Genomic DNA, 18,545 nt, shown 5'->3' on the forward strand with positions numbered 1-18,545 from the left:
CCAGTCTTTTCCGCTGTTAATTATTCCATTTACGTTATTATAAACGCATAAAGTCATTAAATAATGCCAAAAGCATCATACTGCCGAGCAGTACCATACCAATTTTTAATCCAACCAATTGTATTTGTTCAGAAACAGGTTTACCACGAATTAATTCGATAAAATAATAAACCAGGTGTCCGCCATCAAGCATTGGGATTGGCAATAAGTTTAATATCCCTAAACTTACACTCATTAGCGCCATAAAGGAAATAAAAGTTTCCCAACCCATTTCCGCGCTTTGTCCCGCCACTTTGGCAATGGTAATTGGGCCTGAAAGATTATCCAGACCAATCAGACCACGTACCATTTTGACGATCGAGTTCAGAATCATTGAAGACAGATGTGCTGTCTTGTCAAAGGCCATCACCATCGCCTCAACAGGCGTATAGTGAATCGTCTGTTTATATTCAGCAGGAATTGTCACCTTACCCGGATCGCTTTGCACTCCGAGCATACCGGTTACATTCCCCATATTGTCACGTTTGCCTTGCGGCATGACCTGAAGATGTACGACCTGATTGCCACGTAATACATCTATTTTGAGTAATTTTTCTGGTGATGCCTGTACAACCTGTACCACATCGAACCAGTCTTTCATCTGTACACCATCAATGGCCAGAATCTTGTCACCTTCTTTAAGACCCTGACGAATGGCTGCACCATCTTCACTCAGTTTGCTCACCACAGCCGGAATTTCCGGACGATATGGCAAGAAACCTAGTGTATCAAGGGGTGACTGACTTTGATCTTTAAGAAAGTCTTGAATTGGTAACTGGAATATCTTGTTTTCACCCGCACGATCTGCCTGAATCGAAACCACACCAGTTTCACCCACACGATCCACCAAGGCATAACTCAGTTTTTCCCAAGTTTCGACTTGTGTACCATCTACAGCGACAATCTTGTCGCCCGGCTGCATCTGTACCGCGGCTGCAGGTGTATTTGGTAATACCTTGCCTACGCGAGTATTAAGCTGTTCTTGTGCAGGTAAAAAAAGCACCCAAAACAGAACAACGGCTAAAAGCAGGTTAATGAGAGGACCCGCAGCAACGATGGCAATACGTTTCCAGGGATGCTGACGGTTAAAGGCTTTGGGCAGATCTTCTTCTGCCACACTACCTTCACGCTCATCCAGCATTTTGACATAACCACCCAAAGGCAAAGCAGAAAGCTGATATTGGATACCGGATTTTTTGGAAGTCCATTTTAGGAGGGTTGGCCCAAAACCAATGGAATAGACCAGTACTTTAACGCCCAGTTTACGTGCCACAATGTAGTGACCAAACTCGTGAATCGCAATTAAGGGACCGAGTAATAGGATTGCGGCTGCAATAATAAACAAGGCGTTCATGTCTTAACTTCCTTTATTCACAACATATTGCTGTGATAAACCTCGTGCTATGTGATCTGCATGCAGGATAGTATCCAGATCGTGTGCTGGTTGATTGTCCATCTGGTTCAGGACAGTTTCAACCACCTGAGGAATTTGGGTAAATCTGATTTGCTGATTTAAAAATGCAGCAACTGCAATTTCATTGGCTGCATTCAAAATTGTAGGCGCAATTCCACCACTCTTCATGGCTTGACGTGCTAATTTCAGTGCCGGAAAACGCACCACATCCGGTTCCTGGAAATTCAGCTGTGAATGCTTAAACAAATCCAGAGCCGGGATATGGGTACTGATCCGTTGTGGCCATGCCAAAGCATGTGCAATTGGCGTGCCCATATCCGGGTTACCCATTTGTGCCAATGTCGACCCGTCCACATATTGCACCATGGAATGAATAATACTCTGTGGATGCACAACAACTGTAACAAATTGTTCTTGAACTGCAAACAAATGACACGCTTCGATAAGTTCCAGCCCTTTATTCATTAAAGTAGCGGAATCTACGGAAATCTTTTGCCCCATTGACCAGTTAGGATGTTTGCAGGCTTGAGCAGGTGTCACATCATGCAATTGTTCAAGCGAATGGTTCAGGAATGGACCGCCAGAAGCAGTCAGTAAAATCTGATGAACACCGAGCTTAGGTTGACCATTACGTTCGGCATCAAAGTAGTTTTGAGGCAGGCACTGGAAAATCGCATTATGTTCAGAGTCGACTGGCAACAAGAGTGCACCATAATCTCGCGCAGCTTGCATCATGATGTCGCCGGACATGACCAAGGCTTCTTTATTGGCCAATAGGACACGCTTACCCGCTTTGACTGCAGCCAAGGTAGGAAGCAGGCCTGCCGCCCCGACAATTGCTGCCATTACGATATCAACATCCGCATGCTCTGCAACTGAAATTAAGCCTGCTTCGTTCTGAAGAATTTCGATATCTGATAAGCCCTGCACTTGTAGCAGCTGAGAAAGTTCATCGACTTTATTTGCAGGCACTACAGCCACTTTAGGACGGTACTGCTGACAGATTTCTGCCAGCTCAGTAATACGACTTTGCGCTGTCACAGCGAAAACCGAGTAAGCTTCAGGATGTTGCTGCAAAATTTTTAAAGTACTTTGACCAATTGAACCTGTAGCACCCAGTATACAAACAGCTTGTGACATTTATAAATCTACGCCAATAAGTTTTAAAACATATATGCCTGTTGCAAAGATAGGAGCTGCAGCAAGCAAAGAATCAATACGATCTAGTACACCACCATGACCCGGCAAAATACGGCCCGAATCCTTTATTCCAGCACGACGCTTAATCATGGATTCAAACAAGTCACCTAGCACTGAACTAAACACGGTAATAACAGAAAGGATCAGGAACAGACATAGCTCTGGCCAGGTCATATCCAGATAAAGTGAAGCGACGACAACCACGATGAGCATGGAGGTAAGAATACCGCCGTATAGACCTTCTACCGACTTGTTTGGGCTGACATTTGGTGCGAGTTTTTTCTTGCCGAATTTGCGTCCAACAAAGTAAGCGCCACTGTCTGCACCCCATACCAGCAGAAACAGGTACATCAACCACCATGGGGAGTTTAGCCAAACCGAGAAGATTGCTGTAACAGCAGCAGAAACCAGTACAATCCCGATGCCGTGCAAGCTGACATTGTACCAGCCATCATAATCAGGATAGGTTTTAACCCAGTAAATACTCAGCAACCAGGTCAGGATAGATGCTGACCACAATAATAAGGCCACATCCCAATAGTATAAAGCCAGTGCAGATAAGGCTGCAGTCAGTAGACCATAACCCCACGCCATTGGCTTGATTACATTTTTACATTTTCGCGGCATGAGTTTAAACCACTCATAGCCTGCCACCCCGGCAGCCACAACCATCAATGCGAACATTGGATATTGTGATTTGGTCGCAAACATACAGCTCAGTACGACTGCAACCAGCACCAATGCGGTTATAATCCGCTCAAACATGTGTATTAATTCTCAAGTCTTTCTTGAAGAATCTGCTCTGATGTTTTACCGAAACGACGTTCGCGCCCGCCAAATACAGCAAGTGCGTCATCGAATTCCTCTACGGTAAATTCTGGCCATAAGGTCTCAGTAAAATACAGCTCTGCATATGCTGCCTGCCAGAGCAGGAAATTGGACAGGCGGAAATCTCCACCGGTACGAATCAGCAGATCAACAGGCGGCAAGTCACTCAAACTGACATATTGACCGAACACATCAGTATCAATTGCTTCAAGATCTAATTTATTTGTTAAAACATCCGCAGCAATCTGCTTTGCAGCTTGTGCCATGTCCCACATTCCACCATAGCTGATTGCAATGGTAAGCGTCATACTATCGAAATTAGCAGTCCTTTGTTCTGCTTGCAACATCAATGCTTGCAGTTCAGGAGATAAACGCGACCGATCACCAATAAAACGTAAAGCAATATTAAATTTTTGCATACGTGGCAACTGTTCATGAATCGTGTCTTCCAACAACTTCATGAGCAGGTCGACCTCATATTGGGGACGGTTCCAGTTTTCGCTGGAGAATGCAAAGACCGTTAAAGCCTGGATATTTCTTTTTCTACAATGTTCAACAATCGGGTCTAGAACCGTTTTTCCTTCACGGTGTCCATCGCCTTTCTGCATCTGATTTTTTTTGGCAAAACGATTGTTGCCATCCATGATGATGGCAACATGTTTTGGAAGACGGGAATTTTCTTCAGAAGCGGTCATTGATGAATTAGACCTTCATCAATTCAGCTTCTTTCGCAGCCAAGCGCTTGTCTACTTCAGCAACAAATTTGTCTGTGATTTTCTGAATTTCGTCAGATGCACGACGTTCATCATCTTCAGAAATTTCTTTTTCTTTCAACAATGCTTTGATGTCACCTAAAACATCACGACGGATGTTACGGATCGCAACTTTGGCATTTTCAGCTTCGTTACGTGCAACTTTCTGCATGTCACGACGGGTTTCTTCAGTTAGTGCAGCCATTGGTACACGGATCGCGTCAGCAGTAATCGGATTCAAACCAAGATCAGACTCACGGATCGCCTTATCAATCGCAGCAACCATTGAACGTTCAAATGGTTGAACCAGCAATGTACGTGAATCTTCCACGCCTACGTTTGCAACCTGATTCAATGGCACATCAGAGCCGTAGTAAGGAACCATGACGCCGTTCAAAATTGATGGATGCGCACGTCCGGTACGAACTTTAGCGAAACCATGTTCTAACGAGTCAAGAGACTTGTTCATACGCTCTTCTGCGTCTTTTTTAAGATCGTTAATCATATGATCTTCCTTACTTAATTCTTAAAAGATGTATTTACTAAATTAGGAGGTAGTATAAAGGGCTTTGTAGCTCACGTCATTAATTGGTGACGTGAGTTCCTTCTTTTTCACCCATCACCACTGAAAGCAATGCGCCAGATTTGTTCATGTCAAATACTTGAAGTGGCACATTGTGGTCACGACATAAGCAGATCGCAGTTAAATCCATGACGCCCAACTTCTCGTCCAACACCTGATCAAATGTCAATGTGTCGTATTTCACGGCATCTTCGTATTTGCTTGGATCTTTGTTGTAAACACCATCAACCTTAGTAGCTTTCAGGATCAGGTCAGATTCAATCTCGATACCACGCAAACAAGCTGCTGTATCCGTAGTAAAGAACGGATTACCTGTACCCGCTACAAATACGCACACTTCACCTTGAGTCAGATGACGAATCGCATCACGGCTAGAATAAGATTCAACCACTGCACCAATCGGTAATGCAGACATCAAACGGGTTTTGATATTACGGCGTACCAAAGCATCACGTAATGCCAGACCGTTCATGACAGTTGCCAGCATACCCATCTGGTCACCGGTTACACGACCTACCAGACCATCTTTTTGCAACTGGCTACCACGGTACAGGTTACCACCGCCCACGACGATACCGACTTGTACACCCAAACCCACGAGATGCGCAATAGAAAGTGACATCTGATCGAGCACTTGTGCATCGATACCCATGTCTTTGTTCCCTGCCAGTGCTTCACCAGATAGCTTTAGCAGGATGCGACCAAATCGTGGCTTTTTAGAATCCAACATCATAAAACTCCAAATTATTTAATATAAATTCTTTTAATTCAAAATCTTAAGCAGACTTGATTGAGATCAGCTTAGCAAATAAATCATATTCATCTGCATCAGTGATTTCGACTTCAAGCAAATCCCCTGCCTTAATCACACTTTTGTCGATATCTTCAACAAAAACATTACCATCAATTTCAGGCGCATCCGCATATGAGCGCGCTACAGCAACCGGGAATTCTTCTTCCAGGTCATCGACTAGCACAGTCATTTTCTGGCCAATACGTTTTTGTAGCTTCGCTGCTGAAATTTCCTGCTGAACCTGCATGAAACGTTCATAACGTTCTTGCTTGATCTCTTCCGGCACATGGTCTGGAAGATCATTCGCCGTCGCACCTTCAACTGGTGAATAAGTAAAACAGCCCACACGATCCAGTTGTGCTTCTTTCAGCCAGTCCAGAAGCATCTGGAAATCTTCTTCAGTTTCGCCCGGGAAACCCACCACAAATGTAGAACGGATGACTAGGTCAGGACATTTCTCACGCCATACTTTTAAACGCTCCAGTGTATTTTCACTGTGCGCTGGACGTTTCATCAGTTTCAGGATTCTTGGGCTGGCATGCTGGAATGGAATATCCAGATAAGGCAGGATTTTGCCTTGAGCCATCAAATCGATCACGGCATCTACGTGTGGATATGGATAGACATAGTGCAGACGCACCCAGATGCCCAATTGACCCAATGCTTCACACATGTCATAGAATTTGGTTTTAACTGGCTGGCCGTTCCAGAAGTCCAGTTTGTATTTGGTGTCGACACCATAAGCAGAAGTATCTTGGGAGATCACGAGTACTTCTTTGACACCTGAACGTTTCAGTGCTGCAGCTTCTTCAAGCACAGAACCAACTGGACGGGAAACCAGATCACCACGCATACTTGGAATGATGCAGAAGGTACAACGGTGGTTACAGCCTTCTGATATTTTCAAGTACGCATAGTGTTTCGGAGTAAGACGAATGCCTTGCTCAGGCACCAGATCAATAAATGGATTGTGTTTTGGCGGCTCAGGAACATATTCATGTACCGCATCCATCACTTCTTCATAGGCCGCTGCACCTGTCACTTTCAGGACGTTCGGGTGCATTTGGCGAATTTTATCTTCGTCTTTTCCTAGACAACCTGTTACGATTACACGACCATTCGCGCTCATCGCTTCACCGATGGCATCTAAAGACTCTTGTACTGCAGATTCAATAAAACCACAGGTATTTACTACTACTAAATCAGCACCGTCATAATCCGATGCGACATCATAACCTTCAGTCTTTAACTGAGTTAAAATTCGTTCAGAATCTACCAATGCCTTAGGACAACCTAAAGATACAAAACCGACTTTGGGGGACTTCATGAATCTGCGCTCCACTAGAATGCGCGTATTGTATGTCTTTTCGCATCATAAAAATAGTTGAAATGGCCACTCTTTGCATCACGCACTAAAATAACGCCATAAAATATTCAATATAAAAGCTTATGCACCAAAATGAATCATTTTAGGTTTACAGCCTCAATTTAATCCGTTATACCTGAGTTTGATTGGGCATCCCCGTCAGATTTCGTGCATTTTTCAGCAAAATTTTAACAAGAGTTCTAAAGTTGGCGTACATCTTGCTTAATTTGCCTCAAATCTGAACTTTGAAATTGTTATTTTGCTTTATGAAGATGCCATTGCGCCATTTTAATACAGGAAAACCACCGCTAATGGATCAGCCTCTTTCCATCGACTATCGCCTTTTGGTGGACAACCTGACCACTGCCATTATGCTGGTTGATAGTCATCTGAATATTTATTACTTAAATACAGCCTGCGAGACCATGTTTGATGTCAGCCTGTTACGCGCATCAGGCACGCCGGTATTAAATATACTGCAAGCGCCAACAGATGAATTCAATACTGAAGAATCTCTCTATAACACACTGCATACTGGCCAACCTTATACTCGCCGTGAGGCGACGATCATCGTCAACTTTAAAGACATTCATGTGGACTATACGGTTTCCCTGCTCAATGCGGGCAAGCCAAATCATCCTTTATTGTTGATCGAGCTGAATCAGCGTGACCGTATGCTGAAAATCTCACGTGAAGAAAACTATATCCAGCAGCATCAAGTTGCGCGCCAATTAATTCGTGGTGTTGCACATGAGATCAAGAATCCACTCGGTGGCATTCGTGGTGCAACCCAGCTTCTGGCACGTAGCCTTGAAGATCCAAAATATAAAGAGTTCACTGACATTATTATTAGTGAAGTGGATCGCCTGAGAAATCTGGCAGATAGCATGCTCGGTTCACGCCAGTTACCAAGCTATGAAATGGTCAATGTGCATGAGCCTTTAGAACGCGTCCGCTCACTGATTGTGAATCAGACTAAAAAGAAAATTAAAATTACCCGGGACTATGATCTGTCCCTGCCAGAAATTCTGGCAGATCGCGATCAGCTCATTCAGGTCATGCTAAATATCTGCGTGAATGCCGTTCAGGCCATGACAGAAAACAAGGATTTCTTTATCGAGCATCAACCGGAACTTATTTTAAGAACCCGGATTCAGCGTCTTTATACCATTAGTGGTGTGATTCACCGATCTGTGGTTCGAATCGACATCGAAGATAATGGTCCGGGTGTTCCAGACGATATTATCGAAGCCGTGTTCTACCCGCTTGTGACCAGCCGTGCCAAAGGTACCGGACTAGGTCTCAGCATTGCTCAAAATATTATGCATCAACATAACGGAATGATTGAATGCCAGTCAGTTCCAGGAAAAACCGTATTTAGCTTATTTTTACCTTGGGAGTCAGATCATGTCGCGAAATAAAATATGGGTGATTGATGACGATCGTGCCATGCGTTGGGTACTAGAAAAAACATTTAAAGAAGAAGGTTTCGACGTTACCAGTTTTGAAGAAGCCCAGTCAGCACTTGATCAGTTAGGTGTCGATGCACCTGATGTGATCCTGACCGATATCCGTATGCCGGGTATTGACGGTTTGACCTTTTTAGGCAAGGTGAAAAATACCAATCCTGATTTGCCGGTTATTATTATGACGGCGCATTCAGATCTGGAATCTGCGGTATCCAGTTATCAAACGGGTGCTTTTGAATACCTACCAAAACCATTTGATATTGATGAAGCATTGGCACTGGTTAATCGTGCAATTTTGCATATCACCAAATTACAGCAGCAAGAATCTGCCAAATCTGCACCAACCATTCAATCGACTGAGATCATTGGTGAATCGCCTGCCATGCAGGAAGTCTTCCGTGCCATTGGTCGTTTGTCTCAATCACACATTACCGTGCTGATTAATGGTGAATCCGGTACAGGTAAAGAACTGGTAGCGCATGCCCTACACCGCCATTCACCGCGTAGCAATAAACCGTTTATTGCACTGAACATGGCGGCTATTCCAAAAGACCTGATAGAGACTGAATTATTTGGTCATGAAAAAGGTGCTTTTACCGGTGCAAATACGCAACGTCAAGGCCGTTTTGAACAGGCCAACGGCGGTACGCTGTTCCTGGATGAAATTGGCGACATGCCTTTTGAAACACAAACGCGTTTATTACGTGTCCTTGCAGATGGTGAATTCTATCGCGTTGGTGGTCACATTCCGGTTAAAGTTGATGTACGTATTGTGGCTGCAACGCATCAGGACTTGGAAAAACTGGTACATGACGGCCGCTTCCGTGAAGACTTATATCACCGTCTAAACGTGATTCGTATTCATATTCCTAAACTGGCGCATCGCTCTGAAGATATTCCGATGCTGGCACAGCACTTCTTGGCGCGTGCAGGTAAAGAACTGGGTGTAAATCCTAAAATCTTACGTCCTGAAACTCAGGAATATATGCAGAAGCTGCCTTGGCAAGGGAACGTTCGTCAGCTTGAAAATACCTGTCGCTGGCTCACAGTGATGATCACAGGCCGTGAAGTTTATCCAGAAGATCTGCCACCTGAATTAAAACAGATTCCAATTCAGCAGCAAGATCCGGGTGCTCCAATTCCAAACCTGAATCAGATTGCGCCGCATCACTGGGATGAATTACTGGGTCAATGGGCAATCCAGAAACTGAAAAACGGCGAAATGAAGCTGTTAGATGTGGCTACACCAATGTTTGAACGCACACTCATTAATGCTGCACTACAACAAACTCGTGGTCGTAAGCGTCATGCAGCGGAACTTTTAGGTTGGGGGCGTAATACGCTGACCCGTAAGCTGAAAGAGCTCGGCATGGACAGTGCGGATGATGATGAAGTAGAAGAAGTCGAAGGCCAAGCCTGAAATTAAAAAAGCACCCTCGGGTGCTTTTTTATTGCTTATGTATAGTAATGACATTTTTACACTGTTAAACCGATATAACGCGAATAACCTGCCGCGCCTAGATCCGATTTTAAAATCAGATAATTCGGATAAGTACTTGTGGTGATTTCTTCGAACATGTTTACAACATCATCATTAGCATGCAGTTCATCCACTGTTTTTCGCATAGTTTGCTCAAATTCATCGGTGATGTATTCAAAACCGATATCCATGGCAATAAATAAGGTATGTTCACAGGGTTGAACATACTGCTCTTCTTGCCAATTAATGATGTCTTGATGGCAATGAGGGCAAGCGATGTTGTCTGTGGCTTGGATATCGAGTTCAACGAGTTGGTATGGCATTGGAATGATCTAGATGTGGAACTTTTGAATATTTTAGCAAATCCCAACATCATCGCAGTCATTCTTTAGAAAATTTCTACAACCATTGCACAAGCAATTCTTCCACCATTTCTTTACCTCGTAAATGATTCATCCAAGATGATGGAATTGCATCTACACCATAATATAAACCAGCTATACCACCCGCCACACATGCAGTCGTATCTGTATCATTACCCAGCGCAATTGCTGTCTTAATCACCTTTTCATAATCGCTAGCTTGTAGTGCGTAATATGCCGACTTTAAACAATCTACGACATAGCCAGTACCTGTCGGTCGATCCCAGTCATCACTTAAAATATGGTGCTCAAGCTCATCTAACGCACCATTCTGATCACTCAATTCACGCTTGAGTATTTCAATTGCTTCTATCCATGAATCTTGAATAGAACAACCATCTAAAATTTTACGTACCCATAAACAATATAATGCACAACATAATTTAGAACGGATATGCGCATGAGTCAGATGTGATTGTATAAATGCCGCCTCTATTAATTCACGATTAGAGCCTTGATGCCAGAGCGCTAAAGGCAATACACGCATCAGCGCACCATTACCATTGGCATATTCATCATTTTTCGCAACTTGATTTAACTAGATACCCGATTGATAACGATGTATCGCATCAACCGTTTGAATTCCCACATCGAATACCTGACCATCGACAGCCATATAACCTGATTGGTACCAATCGCAAATCCGTTGCATAAAATCTTCAGGATTGAGTTTCTTTTGATCTAACAATGAGGCCAACAAACATAATGCTTGTGCACCATCATCTGACCACGTTCCAATTGGAAGACTGGCATAAGTCCGCGCAAATCCTTTTGGGGGAATCATATCAATTTGTTCAATATCAGGCAGCTGGCTCGGCACTTTAAACTCATAAGGCACACCTACCGCATCACCAACAAGTAAACCGTAAATCGCGCCCCGTATGTATTTTTCTCTATCCATGTTTTAGCTTCATTGTTGTACATTTCCCATAATTAACATAGCAAAATTACTGAATTTATTCATGAAATAATTGATCTTTTAATTTTTTTAACTTCATTAAATATAAAAAACCCGCATTACGCGGGTTTTTTATCACTTCAAAATCTTATGCAGATTTTTTCGCTTGGGCATTCTTACGAATCGTAATCATCACCAATTGAACTGCCGCAGGTGTTACACCCGGAATACGGCTTGCTTGAGCCAGTGTTTCAGGACGAATATCTTTTAACTTCAATGTAATTTCACGAGAAAGACCTGAAACAACATCATAGTCAAAATCAGCAGGAATCTTGGTTTCCTCTAAACGTTTCATTTGTGCAACGTCTTGATGCTGACGGTTGATATAACCTTCGTATTTCACCGCAATCTCAATTTGATCACCCACTTGTGGTGAAACTTCAGAACCTGTGAGCTCTGCAATTTGAGCAAAGGTGATGTTTGGACGTTTTAACAAATCAATTGCAGAACATTCTTTAGAAAGATCCGCACCCGTCATTTCTACGAATTTTTTACCCATTGGATTGTTTGGTGCAGCCCAAAGGTGTTGCAAACGACCTGTTTCTTTCTCTACAGCTTCCATTTTTTCACAGTAAGCTGCCCAACGTTCGTCATCAACCAGACCCATTTCACGACCGATTGGTGTTAAACGCTGATCCGCATTATCTTCACGCAACATCAAACGGTATTCCGCACGTGAAGTGAACATACGATACGGTTCTTTAGTACCTAAAGTAATTAGGTCATCAACCAGTACGCCCATGTATGCTTCATCACGTTTTGGTGTCCATTGTTCTTGATCCCATGCACGACGTGCAGCGTTCAAGCCTGCAAGCAAGCCTTGTGCGCCCGCTTCTTCATAACCGGTTGTACCATTGATTTGACCAGCAAAGTACAGGTTATTGATCGCTTTTGTTTCCAAAGTGAACTTTAATGCTTGAGGGTTGAAATAATCGTATTCGATTGCATAACCTGGACGAAGAATGTGCGCATTCTCCATACCACGGATTGAGCGTACCAATTCAAACTGAACATCAAATGGTAAAGAAGTAGAAATACCATTTGGATAAAGCTCATGTGTATCTAGGCCTTCTGGTTCAAGGAAGACCTGATGGGAGTCTTTATCAGCGAATTTATGAATCTTATCTTCAATCGATGGGCAATAGCGTGGACCTACACCTTCAATCACACCAGTGTACATCGGTGAACGGTCTAAACCGCCACGAATGATCTCATGAGTACGTTCATTGGTATGAGTGATGTAGCAATTCACCTGTTCAGGGTGCATAGACACATCACCCATAAATGACATGGTTGGAGACGGGAAATCACCCGGCTGCGGTGTCATGACAGAGAAGTCGACTGAACGTGCATCAATACGTGGTGGCGTACCAGTTTTTAAACGACCTACAGGCAAGTTTAATTCACGTAAACGATGTGCTAGTGAAATTGAAGGAGGATCGCCGGCACGACCACCTGAAGCATTGTTAAGACCGATATGAATCACACCACCCAAGAATGTACCTGCAGTTAGCACCACAGTTTTCGCATCAAAGCGAATACCCATTTGGGTCACGACACCTTTAACAGTATCGCCTTCAACAATCAGGTCATCTGCTGCTTGCTGAAAGATATCCAGATTCGCTTGATTTTCTAAAGTCTCACGAATCGCCGCTTTATAACGAACACGGTCAGCCTGCGCACGAGTTGCACGAACTGCTGCGCCTTTACGTGAATTCAGAATACGGAATTGAATACCGCCTTTATCGGCAGCCAGTGCCATTGCACCGCCCAAGGCATCAATTTCACGCACTAAATGTGATTTACCGATCCCGCCAATGGCCGGGTTACAGCTCATCTGCCCTAAAGTCTCAATGTTATGAGTTAAGAGTAATGTCTGTCGACCCATACGTGCTGCAGCCAGTGCTGCTTCCGTACCTGCGTGACCGCCACCGATAACAATGACATCGTATACTTTAGGATAGTGCATAGTGGTAAATAGAGAGATAGAAAAAGGATAGCTGAACATTATAGCAAACTTCCTTCCAAAGTTGACAAAATCACTTGAATTTATCCTTCAGAATTTACTCTGCCAGCCAATAAAGCAATGTAATTAAACTTTGCATACTTACTATATAAATTAAACATCTAAACTCAAAAAGTTACCCGACTCATATTGTTTAATATTGATTAGTTTTTAATCTATAAAGTGGTCACATTACAAACAAAGGTATACATGATGAATAAGAATATTTTCCTAGCAACAGCGCTCTGCGGTCTATGTTTCGCTCCATTTGCAGCCTCAGCAAATGATAAAGTCGAAAAGGTTTATAATGCCCAAAAATACCAGCAAGTTTGTAAAGGTAAATCAGAGGGTGCTCCTGTAAGTTTTGCTTACCGCGGCATTATCTGGAATGGTACCTGTCAGCAACAGTTCTTCCCTTCATCATCAACCAATATCAAAGGCGATGAACCTGAACTTTATACATCTTGTAGTTCAGGCGGCGAAACTTCTGCAACCATTAATGGCACTCAGGTCAATGGTAAATGTGCATTAGGCTTTACCCCTCCACGTCCACAGTCACAAATGCAGTCTCAACCACAAATGCAAACTCAGCCTCAAACCCCATCTCAATCAGGGATGTAAATCACTATATAGCTGATTAAATATATTTTTAATCAGAAACTTAACGGGTAAAATGCATAAATTTTACCCGTTTTTATATTGCTTATTTATTCATCTACGCTAAACTCAAAACATACCTAAAAAATGAATAATAAAAAGGAAACTTCATGGATTCGGGGTTTTTTAGTTTGTTTTTGCCGATTACTTTGGCAATTACGATGATGGGGTTAGGACTACAGTTAACAGTCAAGGATTTTCTGCATGTTAGTCGTTATCCCAAGGTGATTTTTATTGTCTTATTCTCACAACTGGTCATTTTAACCGGTTTAACCTTTTTAATCTGTCTGGTACTGGATCTGCCACCATTGCTTGCTGTAGGCATGATGCTGCTAGCTGCCTCTCCAGGAGGTGCCACTGCCAATCTGCTGAGCTATCTTTATAAAGGTGATGTGGCGCTTAATATCACGTTAACCGCCATCAATACGATTATTTCTATTTTCACCTTACCTTTTATTATGAACCTGTCCCTGTACTATTTTATAGGACAGGATACCGGCATCGGCTTACCGCTTGAAAAAATGGCTCAGGTTTTTCTGATTACAATTATTCCGGTTGTGATCGGCATGCTGATTCGGGCAAAATTTCCAAAGCTTTCAGATATTGTACATATGCCAATGCGGTTTCTATCTATCGCTTTTTTAAGCATGCTCTTGATTTATGCCATTTTCCAAGAGCGCTTTAACATCATCGAATATTTTGCCAGTATCGGGATTGCTACTTCCATATTATGTTTTTCCAGCCTGTTTCTCGGTTATTGCCTGCCTTTATTAATGGATATCCCAGACAAGATGGCACGCGCCTGTACCTTTGAAGTCGGCATTCACAACACAACTGTATCAATGACGATTGCGATTTCTGTCCTCAATAATGTCACCATTGCCATCCCTGCGGGTATTTATTCAATTGTCATGTACGTTTTTGCCGGTATTTTTGGTTTTATGATTAGTCAGCAAAAGCTTAGCTATAGTGGCAAGAGTCGTTTATCAGATTTGTAACTTCCTAAGTCAAATGCCTGCTTAAGCTGTATGCTTTTTATAGAAAATTTAAAACTATTAAAATAAATTTCTATAAGGAGCATGCAGATGGACTCTGGCATCATAACAATATTCCTCCCCCTCGCACTCGCCATCATCATGGTGGGATTAGGACTCGAACTCACACTCAAAGATTTTGCCCGGGTAAGTCAGCACCCTAAAGCAGTGCTGGTTGCCTTGTTGTGTCAATTAATTCTGCTGGTAAGCATTGCTTTCATTCTATGTAAAGTTCTGGCTTTACCACCTTTACTCGCTGTTGGTCTGATGTTGCTGGCTGCATCGCCAGGTGGTAGCACTGCAAATCTGTTCAGCTATCTATTTAAAGGTGATTTGGCGCTTAATATTACCTTGACTGCGATCAATTCGGTGATTGCTGCATTTACCTTACCTTTAATCATGAATTTCTCGATCATGCATTTTATGCAGGACAGTCAGCAAATCAGCTTGCAGTTTGGAAAGATCCTGCAAGTGTTTGGTATCATTATTATACCGGTCGCGATTGGTATGTTGATTCGTCATTATGCCCCAGCACTCACTGTAAAGCTGAATAAGCCTCTTCGCATTTTTGCAGTCCTCTTTCTGGTGCTGATTATTGCCGGAGCAATTTATAGTGAACGCGCCAATATTGCCGAATATCTGACTCAGGTAGGTTTAGCAACCGCCCTGTTCTGTCTCTTCAGCTTAATGATTGGCTATTTTGTTCCACGACTAATGAACATCAATTCTGCTCAGGCACGTGCCAGCGCTTTCGAGATCGGTATTCATAACAGTACACTCGCCATGACCATTGCACTTACTGTCATGTCCAGCACTGTGGTTGCCATGCCTGCTGCGGTCTATTCCATCTTCATGTATATCTTCGCGGCTATTTTTGGATTATTACTGAATCGCTTTGCTCCAGTAACTGCACGTCCTAGCATTTCTCCCACTCAGGAAAATGCGTTTTAACCGGTTTTCATAAAAAGGATGCGAAAGCATCCTTTTTATTTAACTCCGTCTCAAGAAGATCACACCTTCAAGCCGAACTTCCGTTACAATAGCTTTTTGAAAAAATGTATAAAGGTTATTTCTGTGAAGTGGTTACAAATTCATATTACAGTTGATCAGGCTCAGGTAGATTTTACTGAAACATTACTTAGCTCACTGGGCGCCGTAAGTGTCACTCTGGATGATGCTGAAAACCAGGATTTGCTGGAACCACTTCCAGGTGAAACACCACTCTGGAATAAAGTGATCGTGACTGGCATCTATGCTCAGGAAGATGACGAAGAAGAAATCGATGTAGCTGCATTGGAAACCTTTATTCGCGCACAACTACCTGAAGCACCGATCCGGCATGAATTCCTGGAAGATCAAGCTTGGGAACGCACCTGGATGGATGCCTACGAGCCAATCCAGATTTCTGAAAAATTCTGGATTGTTCCAGAATGGATGCAAGCGCCTGAAGCAGATGCAGTGAATATTAAACTTGATCCAGGTTTGGCCTTTGGTACAGGTAACCATGCATCTACTTTCCTTTGCCTGCAATGGCTGGGCAAAACCGATGTAAAAGACAAGATCGTGATCGATTATGGCTGTGGTTCAGGTATTCTGGCTGTCGCTGCATTGTTACTTGGTGCCAAATATGCCTATGCAACTGATATTGACCCACAAGCTGTTTTAGCCACCAAACAGAATGCTGAACTGAATGGCGTATTGGATCGACTTTATGTTGGTTTACCGGAAGAGTTCAACACAGAGCTTGGCGAGCAGAAAGCAGATGTGTTTGTTGCCAATATTCTGGCTGGCCCACTCATGATGCTTGAGCCTGAGTTCGCAGAATTGGTCAAACCTGAGGCAGAGTTCGCACTCGCAGGTGTTATCGAAGAGCAAGTTGCTGATGTTACTAGCATTTACTCAAAACATTTTGATATATTAGAAGTAGAAAAACGCGATGAACACTGGTGCCGTATTTCGGGGAAACGCCATAAGAATTAAAGAGTCTATAAAACATTTATGAGTGACAAGCGAACCCACTGCCCGACCTGCTCTACAACCTATAAAGTTACGGTTGCGCAATTAACCATTGCCCAAGGCATGGTTTGCTGCCCAAAATGTAGTACAACCTTTAATGCTTTATCGCATCTGGTGACCGAAGCACAGAATTCGGTCGCCCTTACTCATACGCCAAGTCATGTTTCTTATATTAATAGAAGCCTCGCTGAATCTACTTCTTCAACTAATTCTTCAGATCAGCACTATTTACTGAACATTTTTGATGAAAAAGTTGAAAACTCCAATATTGATCTGAAAACCTATCTGAACAACCTGAATTATTTCAGTACCGAACCGATTGCTGTACTGCCTAGCATGAACTGGGATGATCAGGCAGACAAGCAGCACAATAAAGGCCCGCTTTATTATTTAGGATGGACCAGCCTAAACCTGTTCTTATTTGGCTTACTGTTATTTCAATTCTTCTGGTTCAATCCACACTATATTAAGAATAGTCATGTGATGAGTGTGGCTTTTAATAATATCTGTGAAGTGTTCAACTGTTCCAATCTGGAAGAACATTACAATCTGATCAATACCAATAAGGTCAAAGCCAAAGCGATTGCTACTGATAAAACCCAGTTTAGTGGTGAGCTGATCAATTTCCACAAGCGCAGTCTGGAAATGCCAAACTTAAGAGTTCACCTTAAAGATCAGGGTGTAGTCTTGGCGACTTATAATTTAAAACCTCAGGAATACCTGATCGAAAGCCTGGTTAAGATTCAACGTATTCCCCAAAATAGCCCATTTAAATTTGAATTTGTGCTTCCTGTCGACCGTAAAGACTTCGATAATTACAGTTTGGAAATAATTCGACCTTAATATTGATAAAAACTATTAAAAAACGAAAAAAAAGTTAAAAAAAATGCAGTTTTCTTGCTCACTTTTCCCGAGACAATGGTATTATACGCGCCACGAAAGCTATGTGCTGCAAACTCCTCGCTACTTTTTCACAACAAATACAGTCTTGCCTAATGCGCTATAAAACTTATTGCGTATCGAGCAGATTTTTTTGTTTTGATTTTGGTCAGTAACAAAACTTTAACTATTGTTACGCTTATTTTTCGACCAAATCGTCGAGATGTGGCAAGCTACAAGCTCAATGTAATGACCAAGTTTTAGAACTCCAGTTTTAGGATCTAAAATGGAGTTCATTTCAATTTCTAGACCACTTTTATATATCACTTTACCCAAGTGATATTTGATTTTTCGGATTAATTCGCATGAATAGCAAATCTCCTATTTTTACTGCACAATCTGATGTCGCTCTTCGTATTCACGTAGATCGCGCAGTTCGCCACTACTTTGCACAACTGCAAGGCGAGCAACCTTCTCAGGTGTACGACATGGTGCTGGCAGAAATGGAGAAGCCTTTATTATCTGTCGTTCTAGAATATACGCGTGGTAATCAGACACGCGCTGCCGAGATTCTCGGACTAAACCGCGGTACTTTACGTAAAAAGTTAAAAGCTCACGGTTTAATGAGTGAATAAATGATAAAATGCTTG

General features: G+C 42.7%; 17 protein-coding genes and 1 pseudogene. 8 read left to right on the plus strand and 10 right to left on the minus strand.

Going from position 1 to position 18,545, the window contains the following annotated elements:
* Positions 1-37: 37 nt before the first annotated feature.
* From rseP to rimO, 7 genes are all read right to left on the minus strand, one after another.
* Positions 38-1,393, minus strand: coding sequence for an RIP metalloprotease RseP (rseP, locus tag FTU00_RS06210; RefSeq protein WP_004786165.1), 1,356 nt, complete (start codon positions 1,391-1,393; stop codon positions 38-40).
* Positions 1,394-1,396: 3 nt separating this feature from the next.
* Positions 1,397-2,593 carry a 1-deoxy-D-xylulose-5-phosphate reductoisomerase gene (gene ispC, locus FTU00_RS06215; protein WP_180179347.1) on the minus strand — a complete coding sequence of 399 codons (1,197 nt, stop codon included), beginning with the start codon at positions 2,591-2,593 and terminating at the stop codon, positions 1,397-1,399.
* The gene (locus tag FTU00_RS06220) at positions 2,594-3,418 is read right to left on the minus strand and encodes a phosphatidate cytidylyltransferase (protein WP_180179348.1); all 825 of its coding nucleotides are present in this window, start codon (positions 3,416-3,418) and stop codon (positions 2,594-2,596) included.
* 5 nt (positions 3,419-3,423) lie between these two features.
* Positions 3,424-4,176, minus strand: a complete 753-nt coding sequence (gene uppS, locus FTU00_RS06225) for a polyprenyl diphosphate synthase (RefSeq protein WP_179992307.1) — start codon at positions 4,174-4,176, stop codon at positions 3,424-3,426.
* A 7-nt stretch (positions 4,177-4,183) separates the two neighbouring features.
* Positions 4,184-4,738: a ribosome recycling factor gene (frr, locus tag FTU00_RS06230; RefSeq protein ID WP_005235283.1), complete on the minus strand. Its 555-nt coding sequence runs from the start codon at positions 4,736-4,738 to the stop codon at positions 4,184-4,186.
* A 79-nt stretch (positions 4,739-4,817) separates the two neighbouring features.
* The gene (gene pyrH / locus FTU00_RS06235) at positions 4,818-5,546 is read right to left on the minus strand and encodes a UMP kinase (RefSeq protein ID WP_004786170.1); all 729 of its coding nucleotides are present in this window, start codon (positions 5,544-5,546) and stop codon (positions 4,818-4,820) included.
* Positions 5,547-5,592: 46 nt separating this feature from the next.
* Positions 5,593-6,936 (minus strand): 30S ribosomal protein S12 methylthiotransferase RimO, encoded by a 1,344-nt coding sequence (gene rimO, locus FTU00_RS06240; protein ID WP_004786172.1) that lies wholly within the window; start codon positions 6,934-6,936, stop codon positions 5,593-5,595.
* 350 nt (positions 6,937-7,286) lie between these two features.
* On the opposite strand from rimO, the gene glnL reads away from it, so the two are divergent.
* Together glnL and glnG are read left to right on the plus strand one after the other, a co-directional pair.
* Entirely contained in the window at positions 7,287-8,396 is a 1,110-nt protein-coding gene (gene glnL / locus FTU00_RS06245; protein WP_180179349.1) for a nitrogen regulation protein NR(II), read from the plus strand.
* A complete protein-coding gene (gene glnG, locus FTU00_RS06250; protein ID WP_005235270.1) occupies positions 8,383-9,864 on the plus strand; it encodes a nitrogen regulation protein NR(I) in 1,482 nt (493 codons plus the stop codon). Before glnL ends, glnG begins: the two co-directional genes overlap by 14 nt.
* Before the next feature lie 56 nt (positions 9,865-9,920).
* Here glnG and FTU00_RS06255 read toward each other — a convergent pair whose 3' ends face one another.
* The 3 genes and pseudogenes from FTU00_RS06255 to mnmG all read right to left on the minus strand — a co-directional run bounded on the left by FTU00_RS06255 (position 9,921) and on the right by mnmG (position 13,273).
* The gene (locus FTU00_RS06255; protein ID WP_180003121.1) at positions 9,921-10,247 is read right to left on the minus strand and encodes a hypothetical protein; all 327 of its coding nucleotides are present in this window, start codon (positions 10,245-10,247) and stop codon (positions 9,921-9,923) included.
* Positions 10,248-10,323: 76 nt separating this feature from the next.
* A pseudogene (locus FTU00_RS06260) lies at positions 10,324-11,247 on the minus strand (ADP-ribosylglycohydrolase family protein).
* Positions 11,248-11,392: 145 nt separating this feature from the next.
* Positions 11,393-13,273, minus strand: a complete 1,881-nt coding sequence (mnmG, locus tag FTU00_RS06265) for a tRNA uridine-5-carboxymethylaminomethyl(34) synthesis enzyme MnmG (protein WP_159122801.1) — start codon at positions 13,271-13,273, stop codon at positions 11,393-11,395.
* A gap of 249 nt (positions 13,274-13,522) precedes the next feature.
* On the opposite strand from mnmG, the gene FTU00_RS06270 reads away from it, so the two are divergent.
* From FTU00_RS06270 to fis, 6 genes are all read left to right on the plus strand, one after another.
* A complete protein-coding gene (locus FTU00_RS06270; protein ID WP_180104293.1) occupies positions 13,523-13,930 on the plus strand; it encodes a hypothetical protein in 408 nt (135 codons plus the stop codon).
* A gap of 146 nt (positions 13,931-14,076) precedes the next feature.
* Positions 14,077-14,964, plus strand: a complete 888-nt coding sequence (locus tag FTU00_RS06275; protein WP_179992304.1) for a bile acid:sodium symporter family protein — start codon at positions 14,077-14,079, stop codon at positions 14,962-14,964.
* 87 nt (positions 14,965-15,051) lie between these two features.
* Positions 15,052-15,951, plus strand: a complete 900-nt coding sequence (locus FTU00_RS06280; RefSeq protein WP_180179350.1) for a bile acid:sodium symporter family protein — start codon at positions 15,052-15,054, stop codon at positions 15,949-15,951.
* Positions 15,952-16,074: 123 nt separating this feature from the next.
* Positions 16,075-16,980 carry a 50S ribosomal protein L11 methyltransferase gene (gene prmA, locus FTU00_RS06285; protein WP_159122777.1) on the plus strand — a complete coding sequence of 302 codons (906 nt, stop codon included), beginning with the start codon at positions 16,075-16,077 and terminating at the stop codon, positions 16,978-16,980.
* A gap of 18 nt (positions 16,981-16,998) precedes the next feature.
* On the plus strand, positions 16,999-17,859 hold the full coding sequence (locus FTU00_RS06290; protein ID WP_180014129.1) for a DUF3426 domain-containing protein: 861 nt from the start codon (positions 16,999-17,001) through the stop codon (positions 17,857-17,859).
* A 401-nt stretch (positions 17,860-18,260) separates the two neighbouring features.
* Positions 18,261-18,530 (plus strand): DNA-binding transcriptional regulator Fis, encoded by a 270-nt coding sequence (fis, locus tag FTU00_RS06295; RefSeq protein WP_001086304.1) that lies wholly within the window; start codon positions 18,261-18,263, stop codon positions 18,528-18,530.
* Positions 18,531-18,545: the final 15 nt, after the last annotated feature.

Source organism: Acinetobacter sp. YH12041 (genome assembly GCF_013419975.1).
Taxonomy (GTDB): domain Bacteria; phylum Pseudomonadota; class Gammaproteobacteria; order Pseudomonadales; family Moraxellaceae; genus Acinetobacter.

Coding starts and splice junctions, on each gene's coding strand:
- rseP (WP_004786165.1), bottom strand. CDS start 1,393: ATGAACGCCTTGTTTATTATTGCAGCCGCAATCCTATTACTCGGTCCC.
- ispC (WP_180179347.1), bottom strand. CDS start 2,593: ATGTCACAAGCTGTTTGTATACTGGGTGCTACAGGTTCAATTGGTCAA.
- FTU00_RS06220 (WP_180179348.1), bottom strand. CDS start 3,418: ATGTTTGAGCGGATTATAACCGCATTGGTGCTGGTTGCAGTCGTACTG.
- uppS (WP_179992307.1), bottom strand. CDS start 4,176: ATGACCGCTTCTGAAGAAAATTCCCGTCTTCCAAAACATGTTGCCATC.
- frr (WP_005235283.1), bottom strand. CDS start 4,738: ATGATTAACGATCTTAAAAAAGACGCAGAAGAGCGTATGAACAAGTCT.
- pyrH (WP_004786170.1), bottom strand. CDS start 5,546: ATGTTGGATTCTAAAAAGCCACGATTTGGTCGCATCCTGCTAAAGCTA.
- rimO (WP_004786172.1), bottom strand. CDS start 6,936: ATGAAGTCCCCCAAAGTCGGTTTTGTATCTTTAGGTTGTCCTAAGGCA.
- glnL (WP_180179349.1), top strand. CDS start 7,287: ATGGATCAGCCTCTTTCCATCGACTATCGCCTTTTGGTGGACAACCTG.
- glnG (WP_005235270.1), top strand. CDS start 8,383: ATGTCGCGAAATAAAATATGGGTGATTGATGACGATCGTGCCATGCGT.
- FTU00_RS06255 (WP_180003121.1), bottom strand. CDS start 10,247: ATGCCATACCAACTCGTTGAACTCGATATCCAAGCCACAGACAACATC.
- mnmG (WP_159122801.1), bottom strand. CDS start 13,273: ATGCACTATCCTAAAGTATACGATGTCATTGTTATCGGTGGCGGTCAC.
- FTU00_RS06270 (WP_180104293.1), top strand. CDS start 13,523: ATGAATAAGAATATTTTCCTAGCAACAGCGCTCTGCGGTCTATGTTTC.
- FTU00_RS06275 (WP_179992304.1), top strand. CDS start 14,077: ATGGATTCGGGGTTTTTTAGTTTGTTTTTGCCGATTACTTTGGCAATT.
- FTU00_RS06280 (WP_180179350.1), top strand. CDS start 15,052: ATGGACTCTGGCATCATAACAATATTCCTCCCCCTCGCACTCGCCATC.
- FTU00_RS06290 (WP_180014129.1), top strand. CDS start 16,999: ATGAGTGACAAGCGAACCCACTGCCCGACCTGCTCTACAACCTATAAA.
- fis (WP_001086304.1), top strand. CDS start 18,261: ATGAATAGCAAATCTCCTATTTTTACTGCACAATCTGATGTCGCTCTT.